Genomic DNA, 14,484 nt, shown 5'->3' with positions numbered 1-14,484 from the left:
ATACAAGATTTTCGAGATCGCTTCTCGCTGGGACCTGCATCCTATAGCTCAGCTGACGATTGAAAATTCTTAAGGGCCCATTGGGGCCCTTTTCAATTTTGAGAAAAAATATTCACGCCGTCTCGCTCGATCACCGTAATTAGTTAGAGTCGATTGAATTCAGCCTACGCAAGAAGCGATCAGAAAGGTGTCGTCGAGCATTTAATTCTGAGATGGCGCCCGTTACGGAAGATGTTACGTATTCTGGCGATCAGAAGCAAAACGACATGGCGCTCGACCAAGCGCCATGCCTTGAAGACTCCAATTGCGCTTTTCGCGCTTCCTGTCCGTTCATTGCGCGACACGAGAGCATTGCAAGCGAGCAGGTTGCCAGTCGCTCACCAACACATCACCAAGTTCGAGATAGCAGGAGACCTCATTTTGCTCGCGCGAAGACCCATCCCCCTTTGGTCTTCCATGAGCGCGCAAGACCACGATCTACAAGCCTGCCCGCGGCGCGATTGACGTCCCATACGAGTTCATCAATTGCATCGGCGAGTTCCACGGCGTTGCGCGGCTGAACCTCATCCATCGCGCTCAGAACAGCGTCCTCGATCTCCGGATTGTAGGCCGGTTCAGTATTTCCTTCTTCAAACTGATCACACCACAGGATGTGCCCACGCCACACGATAAAGTGGCTTTCGCATCCTCCGTCGCGCCAAACCGAGGGAAATAGGGTAAGTCCTTCACCGCGTATGTCGAAGCGCCATGCCTTGTCGGCGCGGCTGTCGAGATTGATTACCAGGGTCTCGCCGCACCCATCAGGGCACGCCATCAGGATCGATCTGGGCCGTGCGCGAAACACCATGGATGTATCACCGGGAGCGAGAAGTGTTGCCTCAGCCTGATCTCTATACTCGGCATTTCCGACCATCCTAACCATTCGTGCCGGGTCTGTCATTTTTCGCTCCCGTCTTGACGTTTTGGCCGGACCGGCAAATGCCATGTCTTGCCCTTGGCAAAGGCTCCCATAGGTGAGCAAACAACACAGTTCGGTTGCACGGCGACTGCCATCTCCTTTACCCGGCCTCGAATTCCATCATAGACCTGATATCGAGGCTTGATCGGAACCGGTGTGACGGCTCCAAGCAACATGGTGATTGCCAGTGAGCTGACTGTCGAATTGATGGACAGCACCGCGGGTTGGGGTTCGTGGATGCCTTGGATATATGGGTCCGCCGCGCGTTGTTCTGGTGACAGCATTTCACGCCGGATTGCTTCGCCGTCGAGCGCGCCTGAGCAAGTCAAGCAGGGAAGGCCTGGGGCGAGCATCTGCACGCGTCCAGTGATGTGGCTGACGGTTCCGTTCGAGGCAGTGATGCTGACGCCCATATCGATCACGGGCACCAAATACTGATAGGCGGCCTGATTGACGACCGCCCGGCTTGCGTGAGAGTCGGTGCACAACAGGACGAAATCGAAGGTGCTGATGAGCTTCGCAACCTCCTCGTCGACAATGTCGGCTTGAAGCGGGACCACCGTGGCATCAGGGTTAATGGCGTGGATCATTCTGGCCGCGACCTCGACCTTCGGCTGGCCAACGTCCGAGGGAACGGAGCCAACGAGACGGTTCAGATTGGTCTCCTCGACTAGGTCGGGATCGATCACCGTGACCTGAGTGGCCCCGAGGTGGGCGAGTTGCTGGCACCCGAGCGATCCAGTTCCACCCGCACCGATCACTCCAAAGTGGAGGCGGCGCAGCATCCGTTGCCCTGGGGCTCCGAATGCCCTGATCTGCCGATCATCGCGTTCCTGATCGGAAACGCCTTGCATGGGCGAATGGAGCATGAGCTTCTCTCCCACTTCCCATACATCGATCGCGTCGTCCTTTCCGAGAAGGCGCGCACGGCAGCCCTGCGGCCCGATCACCAGTGAGACATGTGGTACTGGTGCCGCTCGCCGAACAAAATACGAATGCAGTTCGGTTTCGCCCGCATCGTCGATAGGCGAGAAATGCGGAGGGTCGGAGCTGGCGGGATGCGTATGGATCGAGATGACGGCTAGGCCGGTGACCCGGCTGCGATTTGCAACCTCGATGAGGAAAGACGATTTCAGGACAGCAGATACGCAGGTGCGGCGCTCATATGCGTCTTCCGGCACAATGCTGGCGCCGGCGACAACCCACGTGTCGCTACGCGCATCATGATGGGCGTACGCGATTGCGCAGCTCTCCCGACCATTGGCGTTGAGCAACGTCGACGCCAGGTTGGAATAAAGAGGCGAAGGAAAGCGAACACGACTCATTGGACCTGCCTCACACGATCAATAATTACGTTCATCCAAGTCGACAGCGTGTCGCGATTAGGGTTCCACGGTCCTGTGAGATGCCACGAGAACCACAGTGCCGGTTCGACGGTCTCCGGGACGGGAGTTGGTGCGGAGTTCTGCGGCGGACCTCCATGGGCGAGAAGAAGATCAGAATCCGCCCAGAAGCAGTCGAGCTGCGCAAAGGGATATCCGGACGGGACGATGAAGCGGATGGTGGTCGACGGCCTCGACCACCCCTCCGGCAGGCGGACGCCAGGCACTGTGACGAGCGTGGTGCCGCTCGGCAGCTGCCGGGTCTGAACGTCGCCGAAGCGCTCCCGCAGCTGGTCCAGCTGCATTTCGAGAACGCCGGGCATCAGCCGAAGTTCGCTTTCGGGACTGACGAGAAGCGGCGGACACCATGCTTCGGGACGAGGCTAACTACCTCGTCATCGGCAATGATGCGGTCCGGATCGTCGCCCTCACCCTCCAGAGAAAGGTCATGCTGCGGATCCCAGTCGGGCACCATCGACTTGATCTGCGCGCCGGTCAACTTCTTCTTATCGGTCTCGTAAGGGTTGCCATTGACGAAGAAAGTGTAGGTGACCTTATTGGGCGCCGTGATGAATCTCTCAACTCCGTCTGCGGTGAGATCCACGTCGGTGCCAGGTTCAATTAGCTTGTCCTTGCCGCCACGCACCTCCAGGAAGACCGCTTCATCGGCGTTGACACCAGCGAGCGCACGCAGCACCGCCTCAGGGATGAGAGAACGGCCCCAGACGATGCGCGCCTCGTTGAGCTTGGCGCGGTAGAGCGGATCGGTGCTGAAAGCGATGAAGCGGAAGGCGGAACGATCGCGCAGATCGACCTCCTCATCCGCCCGGACGTCTTCGAAGTCGCCTTCAGTGGTGATCACAAACAGTGAGTGATCATCGATGTCGTTGATGCCGGCCTTTTTGAGAATCTGACGGCCGAGCGGAACCGGATCATCGAGGATGAGCGGATGGAAATCGACGCTGTCGACGGCGAGAGAAACGCGGTAGCGACCGGGGCGCAGGGGGCGATCTTCCTGCACGGCGAGTGCGACATCGTCGATGTCGGGGTTTTCGATAAGAGACATAGTTTGTTGTTTCCTGTGGACCTTGGCCTGATTGCGTCGGTCTCACAGGGTCAATCGAAGGGGCCCGCGAAAAGAGGAACCCTTGTCGTAAACTTTTTTTAAGAACTTGCCTGGGGAGCTGGACAGATGAAGAAGTGCCTGCAGCGGGGGCACAGAAAGTCATTTCTCTTGGCCGGGAAAAGGCCCTCTTCGATGGACCGGATCGCGTCTTGCGCCGTCGCGATACGGTTCGCACGCTTGGCCGCTGTCTGCTCGATTTGTCCTGCGTTTCCATCCATCACGTGGAATGTCTCGAACGAGAAGTCGTGGCCGAATTTGATGCGCGCCGCTTCGAGCAGTAGCGTGTGTGCGATCTTGTCTTGCTCCGTCGTGGAACGTTTGCCTGACCGGACTGTCAAGAACTCGCGCGAACCCGCGTCTCCCCTTACGAAATCCGGAGCGACAGCGATCTGACGGTTGGCCAACACGAGCCCGAACGGCGTCGCCTTCGAGACGGAGGCAAGAACGGGAAGAAGATTGCCCATCATCCTGTCGACAAGGGCTCGGTACGGTGCCTCGAACGGGTGACCTACGAGTTTCGTCGAATTCCAGGCGGTTTCGAAGACTCCGCGCATGGCATCGGTCGTCAATGGAATTTCGGCGGATCGGGCAGCTGCGACGACAGAGAGTATACATCCATGAGCTTGAAAATAGGTGGACCTGTCGGCCGAGCCGCCGAGCTTGGCGACCTTGTCATAGAAGAAGCGCCTTCCGCACTGGTCGAAAGACTCGACGTCTGTGGCATCTAACCCCTCGGGAAAGCCGAAGTCGATGATGGGTTCCAGCGTAGGAGCCGGGAAGAGGCGGGCTATCGGCGCGGCTTGCCTGCCGCTCCGTATTGATAGTCCCTCGACGAATATCGAGGGATTTGAAGTTTTGCCTCCCGACCTTGATGGTCGGTAGAGCTTGAGGTGTGTCTTCGCGCGCGACATCGCCACGAAAAACAGACACTCCTCTTCGGCTTCGTGGGCATTCGCTTCTGGGTTTTCCGTGATCATGCCGACGGGCGGCGGGCATGCGTCGGCACGGTTGGGTGCGGGAATAGACCCTCGCTTGAGCCTGGGCAGGTGCACGGCCTCGAATTCCAGACCTTTGCTTGCGTGGATCGTCATCAACTGGACGCCATCCACGTCCTGCATTTCGTCCGGTAGACGCCGCAGTTCGCGATCGTCCGATAGCAGCACGAGATGCCTGACACGTTCGAGGCCGCGGACGATCGGCAACTTACCACCCACGAGCGGCATAGTCCTAAGGGCCTCGATCAGCTGGCGGACCGCAACGCGGCGAAGATCGTCAGACGGGTTTTGGCCCGCGAGAACCGTCCTGACGTAGTTGCTTCGGTCGAACAGGTATTCCATCAAAGCCAGCCAGGGCGTCGTGCCGCGGCCGAACCCGTCCAGATGGCTTGCCAGAAGGGCAAGGCGACGGATGGTATCGGGGGTGACACCAGCAAGAGTCGATATCTGGTCGAGGAGCACCTTGACCGTGACCTGGCGGGACTTGGCTTCCTCGATAACCCGCGACAGCTCGAGAGGCGCGACGTCGTACTCGGGGAAGGTACCCACCCTGAACAACGTCGAGCCGTCTTGGACGATCAGCGACAGCAATGACAGCATGTCCCGCACTTCAGGTCGCTCAAAAAGCGGCCCCAGATACAGCACGGGCACCTCTCGTGCCTCGAGTTCCGCTGCCACCTCAGCGAGTAGGCCGTTGGTACGCGCGATTACGGCCTGGCTCCTGAGGGAAACGCCCGCCTTTTCGAGTTCGCGTATGTTGCCGGCGAGCAAGTTGATCTCGTCCTGGGGATCGGTTCCGACGAATATCTCCGGCGTTCCACCGACTTCGGTTCTCTTGGCGCTTATGTCGAGCGGAAGGGAGTAGGAAGACACCATCATCCGGTTTCCGAAAGCTTTGAAATGGGAAAGGATCGGATCGGTGGATCGGTAATTTACCTTCAACTGCCCCAGTTCGCCGCTGGGATAGTCCTTACGGAAGCGCGCCATGTTGCGGCTCGACGCTCCGCGAAACCTGTAGATCGACTGCCTGGCGTCTCCGACGACCCAGAGCCGGTTTCCGTCGCCGACGATGCCCTTAACCATCATGGCGCTTGCTCGGTTGATATCCTGGTATTCGTCGACGTGAACCCACTTATAGTTGTCCGAGAGCTGACGACGGAAATCTTCGTCTGTCCTCATTCTAACGGCGGGGAGTCGGATGAGATCACCGTAGTCAACCGCCTGCATCGAATCGAGGGTTGCTTGGTAGTGCTGATAAACAAGGGCGACTTCGCAGCACTTGGCGGCCGCCTTGACGGTATCGGCATCGGCGCGGTCCGCATCGCGCATCATGTTTTGGGCAAGGACTTCGTATTCCTCTGGCCCGATCAGCTCGTCCTTCGCCCTTGAAATCGAGCGCAGGATATCTCTCAGCGCCGATGCAGGGTCGAACAGGTTCTGCATGTGGACGATCGGCAGGGCCGGAAGTGTCTCTTCAAGCAGGTTTATCGCCTCGCTCGTGTCGACCAACTTCGGATCGGGCGGAAGATTGAAGCGGGCGTGGTGTTTGCGCAGGAGTTCAAGCCCGAATGAATGAAACGTTCCGCTCCAGATGTTGACGGCACCGGCTCCTACAGCACGCTCGACCCGCTCGGCAAGCTCCTCGGCCGCTTTGTTGGAAAATGTCAGTGCCAGTATGTCATCGGGCTTGGCGTGTTCCTGGGCAAGCAACCATACGATGCGCTCGACCATGGTTTTGGTTTTCCCAGTTCCGGGGCCGGCCTCGAGGAGAAACGGTGATCCCAGGTGATGTGCCGCCTCCTCCTGGGAGGGGTCAAGCGGTTCGGGAGGTGGGGTCGCTATTGTTGGCTTCTCGATGGCCTCCGGCAACAGTAGGGAATCCGCCAGTTGTTGATAGACGGTCTCCAGTCTTATCCCGAGGCTCGTTGCGATATCCCTCGCGCGTTTCCCTTCTTGGAAAAGCCGTCTCGCAAGCGCACGCGGTAGAAGGAACTCGCGTGCGAAGGCATTTGCCTGCGCTTCGCGCCGTTCTTTTTTGCTGTAGGCTTCGACACGTTGCAACGGATCGCCGGCGCCTGGCGCGCTGTAGCCGCGCTCCATTTTGATCTCGGCCTCGAGGTGTATGACGAAATGCGCAATCTCGTGGGCTATTACCTCGGCCTCGAAGCTTGGGTCGAGATCGTTTGCCACGTATATAGCCAGATAGCGACGCTTGAGAACGCCGATGCCACCCATGAGGTTCGGGTCGCTTGACCCGACCTTCTCGACCGTCAGATTTTGGTCTTCAAGCCCGAGCTGTATGACCTCGCTTGCGGCGAGCTGCTTAAGCCCCGGGTCGACTTTGCGTCTTAATTCGTTCGCGGCGCGTCGGACGGAATTGATATTCTCCATAGCGTCATCCCGAAAGGTTCCGCCAATGGCGTTTGGAGTCTTCGGACAAGGACGACGATTCGACAGCCTCCGAGAAGCTGATCTTGTCCCGCTTGACGAGCGCATGGTCCGAACGGAAATCCGAAGCGAGCGTCGTTTGGTCTTGGTCGAGAAACCGCAGTATTTCCCTCACGGTAGACTTGGCCTCCTTAGCAAGCTGGCGAACCAACAGGAGAGGTATCGTTGATGCCCGGATTGCCCGCTCCTCTAATGCGGTCATCAGCGAAAGAGAGAGTCCGCACCGGTTCACAATCCCCTTGAGGTCCGCGGGAGACAGATGCTCAAATGGATTCTCAATTCGGCTCGCGCCCGTTGGCGTCCACAAATGAGATATGTCGGGTACGTAACCGCTGTCGTGGCGTGGGCAATCACGGCCGTCGTCCGCCGTAAGCCAATCTTCGTAGAAGTGCAGAATGTCTTGCCGGTGCTCCGGATGGAGCTCGATGATGGCCACGATATCGTCGTCGACCAAGTCCTCCTTGTCCATCAGTGCGATCAGGATGTCTTCCAGTTGTTGGGATTTATCGCTCATATCTATTCCTCGTCTCCCGAGGCTCTTTTCCGGGCGTTTGCCAAGAGCTCACCTATCCTTCGGGGGCTGACGTTGAGTTTCTTGGCGGCGGTCATCTCGTTCGGATCGTTCGATTTCTGCTGAAGGCCTTCAACGTGGACCGCATTGACAGCAGCTCGCTCCCGCTCGGTCAACCTTGCCATCACGGCAGCCACCTGCGCCGCCGCTTCGGCGCGTGGCATGGAATGCCCGGCGTTTTTGTGTCCAACGGCGTCGATCCAATCCCGCGCTGACCGCTCTCCCACTTCGAAGTCCGTTTCGTTACGTTCGACACTTTCCCGAAGCTTTACTTTTCTGACCAAGTCGACGCTCTTCCGGAATACAGAAGTTCCGAAAAAAGCTTCCAGCGCATCGGCTTTATTGGACCCGGAAAAGACAAGCTCGTGGAGCCAGTCGCATACCTCTTGCGCCACGTCGTTTGCCTGTTGTTTCGACAAGCCCGAGGCTCGTCTAAACGCGAGGCCCTTCGTTCGGCTCACAAGCTCTTTCCAAAGTTCGAAATACCAAGGTTCTTCGCGATTAGGCCGCAAGTTGCGCATGATATAGACCAAAGCGGCGCTCGAAATGTTCGCCTTCGCTTTGGCGAGCCCACCACGAGGTTTTCGTAGTAGCTCCCTGAGCTCGTCGACCAACTCGGCCGGCCTGTACAGCTGTTTTCCATCGTCTTGCGCCAAGGTTAGCGGTTGTAGATCAGGATCGTCTTGGTAGCCGTCGCTTGTCATTTAACATTCACTCATCGTTCGGCGCAGAGTAAAGCGGAACCCCATCCGATCAAAAAAGCGAATCGGATGCAGTATATTAACGAGAGTAATCTGATTTTTCTCGCTCGGCGATTGTGCGGAAGTGGATTTTTCATGCTTGTCAGACGCCGCTGCTAATCCAAGCCTGCGCGCATCGATGGAGCAATTAAGTAGGCCCGGGTGATCATATCGCCGCGGAGAATGGGAAAACCGATCCAAAATTCCGCGTTGGCTCTAGTATTAGTCTTCTTAAAGTTGAAAAACACGTTTAGTCTCCCGCCAGGGGGAAAAGGCAATGCAGCTTTCAGAAACGACCGGAACGGTGGACCAAGCTAACAGTAACACGGACAATCCTGCTATTGTTGCCGATATTGCCGCGTGCTTCACCTATGCGTCCTACCAGAACGCAATCCCGGTCATCCGGTCGATCTCGGTCGAGAACAATACGGATAGGCAATTCGAAAACTGCCGCATCGAGCTGACGGCGTCGCCCGCTTTTCTTAGGCAGAAGACATGGACACTTGATCGCCTGGTGCCGGGTGACCGGGTTATGCTCGCCGATAGAAAAGTGGAGTTCGATCCAGGATATCTTTCAGGACTAAATGAAGCAGAGCGCGGTGAGATCACTCTCCGCATGTCGTCTGGCGGACAAACTCTGGACGAGCGGCGCCTTCCCGTCAGACTGCTTGCACGCGACGAATGGGGAGGCGTTGCTGACATGGTGCAGTTGCTCCCGGCCTTTGTCATGCCCAATGATCCCGGTGTGGCCGCCGTTCTGCGAATGGCTGCGGAAAGGCTCAATGCTCATGGCCATTCAGGTGGACTGGATGGGTACCAGTCAAACAATCCCCAGCGCGCCTATATGCTGGCTGCGGCAGTCTACTCAGCGATTGCAGGGATCGGGTTGCACTATGCAGAGCCGCCTGCAAGCTTCGAGAATCGCGGCCAGAAGATCCGGCGTCCGAGTAACGTCACCGAGGAGCGGCTCGCCACCTGCCTCGATACCACGCTTCTTTTCGCCGCCGGCTTGGAAGCCGCTGGGTTGAACCCCGTGATCTTGATGTTCGAGGGGCATGCTGCCGTTGGTGTTTGGCTTGCAAAGAGAACCTTCGCACATGCCGTAGAGCCGGACCAGATGGAGGTCCGCAAGGCCCTGGCATCGCGCGAGTTGATCGTCTTTGAAACGACTGGCGTGACACATCGGCCTGCCATGACGTTTGAAAGCGCGCTTCGAGCGCTGGACGACCGGCTTGGAGTGGACGAGGCCCATGCTTTTGTGGCCGCCATTGATGTCAGGCGTTCGCGTAGCGGTGGTATCATGCCGCTTGCCTCACATGAGCCTATCCGCCGCAATGTTCAGGAGGATGACTCGGCCCCTGTGGCCGACTTGCCGCTCCCCTCCGCCCCCAGTTTTGCTGAGATGCCGGCTGAAACCGTTGAGGTAAAACCAACCAACGCTGCCGGTCGCATCGACAGATGGCAGAAAAAGCTGCTCGATCTGACGCTTCGCAATCGACTTCTCAATTTCCCGGATTCCAAGAAAACGATCCCCTTTCTTTGCACGGACGTGGCCTATCTCGAAGATCGGCTGGCGAACGGCGCAGCAATACGCATCATATCCTTGCCTGAGCAGAACCCGCTCGGCGAACGGGATGCAGCACTTTACCGGGATGTCCATGGCCGGGATCTCCAGCGTGGCTTCGCGGCGGAAGCATTGCTTCGGGACGAGTTGCCCTCGCCACTCGACGTGCGCCAGCTCGAAGCTCGGTTGATCGATCTCTATCGGCAGGTTCGCAACGATTTTGCCGAGGGTGGCGCCAACACTCTTTTTCTTGCGGTCGGATTCCTCAGGTGGAAGAAGAAGCCGGAAGACGAGCGCAGCTATCGTGCGCCGGTTCTACTTGTCCCCGTCAAACTTGAGCGCCGCAGCGCCAGTTCACGCTTCACCATCCGCTTCCATGAAGATGAGCCGCGTTTCAATGCGACTCTTCTTCAGTTTCTGGAACGGGATTTTGACCTGTCCCTCCCACAATTCAACGGCGACCTGCCGCTCGACGACAATGGGATAGACGTGCCGCGCGTACTCGCATTGATGCGCCAGGCAATCCGCGATGTTCCGGGGATGGAGGTTGTGGACGAAACGGCCCTGTCGACCTTCTCCTTCGCAAAATTTCTCATGTGGAAGGATCTCGTTGAACGCACCGACGCCTTGCGTGAGAACAGGGTCGTTCGGCACTTGATCGACACGCCTGAGCAGGCCTTTCATGAAGGAAGCGGAGAAACGACGTTCCGCGACGAGCGTGAGCTCGATCAGGCTTATGCGCCAGCGGACATCATCTGTCTTCTTCCATTAGACTCGTCGCAGACAGCAGCAAGCTTGGCCGCAGCCGAAGGGCGGGATTTTGTCATCGTCGGTCCGCCCGGCACGGGCAAGAGCCAGACGATCGCCAACATGATTGCCAATTGTCTTGCCGTTGGAAAGACGGTGCTGTTCGTCGCTGAAAAGACCGCCGCGCTCGACGTCGTATATCGCCGCTTGCGTACACATGGTCTGGGAGATCATTGCGTCGAACTGCACTCGAACAAGGCGGACCGCCGCCATTTCCTGGGTCAGCTGAAAGCGGCCTGGGAGCATGGCGGACGGAATGATGCGTCCGAATGGATCGCGATCAACGAGCGCCTTCGGTTGCGTCGCGACGAGCTAAACGCCTATGTCGGGGCACTGCACAAACGCTACTCAAACGGATGGACTCCGTATCTCGCGTTGGGCATCGCTCTCAAAGCTGCGGAGGCGCCGGCACCAGGCTTGTCGTGGTTGGAACGTGACGCACATGACTCACAGACGTTACGGGAGCTCGAAGATCTCGCCAGCGAACTCGGTCTCGTCTTCGGTTCGGTCGAACGTCAGCCGGCACTCGACCTCATCAATGTCAACGAATGGAGTTCCGGCTGGCAGGATGGCGTGATGGCGGCAGCACAGTCGCTGCTGAATGCGATCGAACTGCTGGTTGACTCGGCGAATGGACTTGTCGCCCGCCTTGGCCTCAAACCGCAGGAGCGGCTGTCGCGAATTGAGCTGCAGGCACTGTTAAGCTTGGCAGGGGTGCTGCAGAAATCGCGGGGCCATGACGTATCGATCGTCTTTGATCGAGATTTTCCCCGAAGCGCGGAAGCGCTGGAAAGTCTCGCAAGCTCCATCAATGCCTATCGAGAAGCAGAGCGCGGGGCTGCTGCTTCCTACAGTGCCGCCGCCGTCCGCGACCTCGAGGCTGACGTCCTGGATCGCCAGTGGCGTGAGGCCAGCGCTTCATTCTGGCCGAATGCGATGCTGGGCAAGCGCAAGGTTCAGAAACTCCTCCAGAGCCATGCCGAGCAGGGCTCCGTGGATCCGGAACGGGATCTTCCACTTTTGCGGCGCATGAAGGATTGCCTTTCAGAGATTGATCAGAATCTCTTGAACGGCAAGCCTCTACCGGTCGGTGGTCTGGCGACAGATGTTGGAGCCGTTGCGGCAGTGCTGGAAATTGCGCGGGAGCTTCGTGCGACAATCCCGCTACCGGGCCGCGATCAGGAAGAGACGCGGACGACGCTCCGCATTCTTGCGCCGTGTCTTCGCGCGGTCGTTCAAGATGATGTGGTCCGACATGCAGGCGACAGGTTGCTGGCGGCGGTCGACGGCATGAAGGAGGCGCAAAGGCGCTTCAGCACAATCGCCGGGCGCGACAGTCTTTTTGAGAAGGATGTCGTCGACCTCGCGACGCTGAGGGACAAACTCGATGCTCTTATCGGCGCAAGGCATCTGCTTCGTGATTGGTCAGCCTGGTGCCGGATCAGAAATCGGGCAATGCAGGCGAATCTGCCATCGCTGGTCGAACAGATCGAAACAGGCGCGATCCGACCTGATGAAACACGGGCTGCGTTTCGCCTGGGCTATGCCAGGTGGTGGCTTCCAAAGGTTCTCGATGCCGACCCAGTCTTGCGAAACTTTAGGCGTTTCCAGCACGAGAACGCGATCAGTGAATTTCGCGACATCGACGATCTCGTACGCTCACACGCGACATCGCGCGTCATCAGTGCGATCGCCCACGGATTGCCGCCCGTGCAGAGCGTTCCCCGCAATTCAGAGCTCGGGCTGCTTCGCTATCAGATGGAGTTGCAGCGACCGAGTCAGTCCATACGGGATATGATCAGCAAGATGCCGCAGAGCTTTTCCAAGCTCGCCCCCTGCATGCTGATGTCACCCTTGTCGATCGCTCAGTATCTGCCACCGAACCAGGCGTTGTTCGATGTTGTGATTTTCGATGAGGCGTCGCAAATTACGACCTGGGACGCTGTGGGCGCCATCGCGCGGGCCCGCCAGACGATCATCGTCGGCGATCCCAAGCAGTTGCCGCCGACGAACTTCTTCGGACGCAACGAGGAAGAGGAGGACGTCGCTGATCACGAGAAGGACTTGGAAAGCATTCTCGACGAGGCGAAGGCGGCCGGTATCCCAACGCGCGATCTGCGATGGCACTATCGGAGCCGAAGCGAGTCCCTGATCGCCTTCTCCAATCATCATTACTATCAGAACCGTCTCGTGACTTTTCCGTCGCCGGTCGTCGAAGACCGTGCCGTGCACCTGCGAAAGGTACCAGCGGGTGTCTATGATCGCGGTAAAAGCCGGACCAATCGACCAGAAGCGGATGCTGTCGCGAGAGAAGCCGTTTCCCGAATGAAGGCATGGCTGAAACTGCCCGAAACCGATCGCCCGACGCTGGGGGTGATCACTTTCAACGCGCAGCAACAATCGCTGATCCTCGATCTTCTTGATGCCGCGCGCCGTGACGAGCCGGAACTCGAGTGGTTTTTTGCCGAAGAGCGGGTCGAGCCTACGATCGTCAAGAATCTGGAGAATGTTCAAGGCGATGAGCGAGACGTCATTCTCTTTTCGATCACCTTCTGGAAGGATGCCGCAGGCAAGCTCACGATGGACTTCGGTGCGCTCAATCGGGATGGTGGCGAACGTCGTCTGAATGTCGCCGTCACGCGTGCCCGGCAGGAACTTGTCGTGTTCTCGGGATTCACGGCCGACCAGATCGACCCGACACGCACCAAGGCACTGGCCGTGCATCACCTGAAGACCTTCCTCGACTATGCTGAGCGCGGACCGGTCGCCCTGCCGGCTGCCGATATCGGCTCTGTCGGCGGTTTCGAGTCTCCTTTTGAAGAGGCCGTGGCAGCGCAGCTGGAACGGCGTGGCTGGCGTATTGTGCCGCAGGTGGGCATCTCCGGATTCCGGATCGATTTCGGTATCCGTCACCCGGACCTAGCGGGCACTTTCCTGGCAGGGATCGAATGCGACGGGGCGACGTATCACCGATCGGCCACCGCCAGAGACCGCGACAAGGTCCGTGAACAGGTGTTGAGAGGTCTCGGCTGGAACATACTCCGCGTCTGGTCGACCGATTGGTGGTTCGATGCCACAGGTTGCGCCGAGCGGCTTCATGGCAGCCTGGAGGCTCTATTGGAGGAGAGCCGGGCACGTCGTGCTGCAGAAACAGAAAGCGCTGTGACCCGTTGGGATATGGGACACGAGGTTGAAGGGACCGAAGAAAATCGTATCAACGATACTACAACGTCCGTTGAGCCGATCGAGTTGCCGCCGGTCGCCTTCGAGACCGAACGCGTTTCTGCAGAGGCGCGGCCACTGTCCAGCCAGCCTCAAACTCTGGAAATGCCACCCACTCCCACCTTGGCCGGCGACAAAACTTCGAACAAGCGGGGATACAAGGTCACCGATCTTTCCAGTTTCCGAGCCGAGCCAGATCAGTTTTTTGAATTTGGCTATCGCGATACCCTGCGCAGGATGATCGAGGCAGTCATCGAAACCGAAAGCCCGTTGCGCGCAGACATTCTTGCCCAGCGTATATCCCGGGCGCATGGTTGGTTGCGCACGGGCGGGCGGATCCGGGAGCGGATAGATCTCCACCTCCGTGGTTATGACACGACAAAGGAGTCGAGCGGCGAATTCATCTGGAAGGTGGGCACCGTTTTAAAGATCATGCCCTATCGGCAGCCGACCAGCGAGGAAGCGCGCAGGTCGATCGCCGATATACCGCTTGCGGAACTCGCCTCCGTCGTCTCCGACAATCCAGATCTGCTGGATCAGCCAGATCCGGCGCGTGATCTGGCGCGGCTGCTTGGTGTCGAACGCCTTGCTGCTGTTTCCCGCTCGCGGCTGGACGAAGCACTCGCTCTGGCGCGGTCGCATGTGTCAACCACCCAACCATTCGAGTAGCC

General features: G+C 58.4%; 8 protein-coding genes. 1 reads left to right on the top strand and 7 read right to left on the bottom strand.

The window, feature by feature from the left end; genetic code table 11:
- Positions 1–415: 415 nt before the first annotated feature.
- The 7 genes from AC4CWH_RS26380 to AC4CWH_RS26350 form a co-directional block, all read right to left on the bottom strand.
- Positions 416–940, bottom strand: coding sequence for a ubiquitination-like system serine protease family protein (locus AC4CWH_RS26380; protein WP_491322563.1), 525 nt, complete (start codon positions 938–940; stop codon positions 416–418).
- Positions 937–2,283 carry a HesA/MoeB/ThiF family protein gene (locus AC4CWH_RS26375; RefSeq protein WP_491322562.1) on the bottom strand — a complete coding sequence of 449 codons (1,347 nt, stop codon included), beginning with the start codon at positions 2,281–2,283 and terminating at the stop codon, positions 937–939. The genes AC4CWH_RS26380 and AC4CWH_RS26375 overlap by 4 nt, the downstream gene beginning before the upstream one ends.
- Complete coding sequence (locus tag AC4CWH_RS26370; RefSeq protein ID WP_491322561.1) at positions 2,280–2,663, bottom strand: E2/UBC family protein; 384 nt, start codon at positions 2,661–2,663, stop codon at positions 2,280–2,282. The genes AC4CWH_RS26375 and AC4CWH_RS26370 overlap by 4 nt, the downstream gene beginning before the upstream one ends.
- Positions 2,663–3,406: a multiubiquitin domain-containing protein gene (locus AC4CWH_RS26365; RefSeq protein ID WP_491322560.1), complete on the bottom strand. Its 744-nt coding sequence runs from the start codon at positions 3,404–3,406 to the stop codon at positions 2,663–2,665. Before AC4CWH_RS26365 ends, AC4CWH_RS26370 begins: the two co-directional genes overlap by 1 nt.
- Positions 3,407–3,504: 98 nt before the next feature.
- Positions 3,505–6,852, bottom strand: a complete 3,348-nt coding sequence (locus tag AC4CWH_RS26360; RefSeq protein WP_491322559.1) for a UvrD-helicase domain-containing protein — start codon at positions 6,850–6,852, stop codon at positions 3,505–3,507.
- A gap of 4 nt (positions 6,853–6,856) precedes the next feature.
- Positions 6,857–7,423 (bottom strand): hypothetical protein, encoded by a 567-nt coding sequence (locus tag AC4CWH_RS26355; protein WP_491322558.1) that lies wholly within the window; start codon positions 7,421–7,423, stop codon positions 6,857–6,859.
- A 2-nt stretch (positions 7,424–7,425) separates the two neighbouring features.
- Positions 7,426–8,184 carry a sigma-70 RNA polymerase sigma factor region 4 domain-containing protein gene (locus AC4CWH_RS26350; RefSeq protein WP_491322557.1) on the bottom strand — a complete coding sequence of 253 codons (759 nt, stop codon included), beginning with the start codon at positions 8,182–8,184 and terminating at the stop codon, positions 7,426–7,428.
- Positions 8,185–8,497: 313 nt separating this feature from the next.
- Here AC4CWH_RS26350 and proA point away from each other — a divergent pair, with 313 nt between their 5' ends.
- Entirely contained in the window at positions 8,498–14,482 is a 5,985-nt protein-coding gene (proA, locus tag AC4CWH_RS26345; RefSeq protein WP_491322556.1) for an anti-phage protein ProA, read from the top strand.
- The last annotated feature ends 2 nt before the right edge of the window (positions 14,483–14,484 follow it).

This window comes from Neorhizobium sp. PAMB6716 (genome assembly GCF_058242805.1).
The sequence above is the reverse complement of the archived record's forward strand: the minus strand, read 5'-3'. Positions and strand labels throughout refer to the sequence as shown.

Excerpts from the sequence above, each read along its gene's own strand:
- AC4CWH_RS26380 (WP_491322563.1), bottom strand. The coding sequence starts at position 940 with ATGACAGACCCGGCACGAATGGTTAGGATGGTCGGAAATGCCGAGTAT.
- AC4CWH_RS26375 (WP_491322562.1), bottom strand. The coding sequence starts at position 2,283 with ATGAGTCGTGTTCGCTTTCCTTCGCCTCTTTATTCCAACCTGGCGTCG.
- AC4CWH_RS26370 (WP_491322561.1), bottom strand. The coding sequence starts at position 2,663 with ATGCCCGGCGTTCTCGAAATGCAGCTGGACCAGCTGCGGGAGCGCTTC.
- AC4CWH_RS26365 (WP_491322560.1), bottom strand. The coding sequence starts at position 3,406 with ATGTCTCTTATCGAAAACCCCGACATCGACGATGTCGCACTCGCCGTG.
- AC4CWH_RS26360 (WP_491322559.1), bottom strand. The coding sequence starts at position 6,852 with ATGGAGAATATCAATTCCGTCCGACGCGCCGCGAACGAATTAAGACGC.
- AC4CWH_RS26355 (WP_491322558.1), bottom strand. The coding sequence starts at position 7,423 with ATGAGCGATAAATCCCAACAACTGGAAGACATCCTGATCGCACTGATG.
- AC4CWH_RS26350 (WP_491322557.1), bottom strand. The coding sequence starts at position 8,184 with ATGACAAGCGACGGCTACCAAGACGATCCTGATCTACAACCGCTAACC.
- proA (WP_491322556.1), top strand. The coding sequence starts at position 8,498 with ATGCAGCTTTCAGAAACGACCGGAACGGTGGACCAAGCTAACAGTAAC.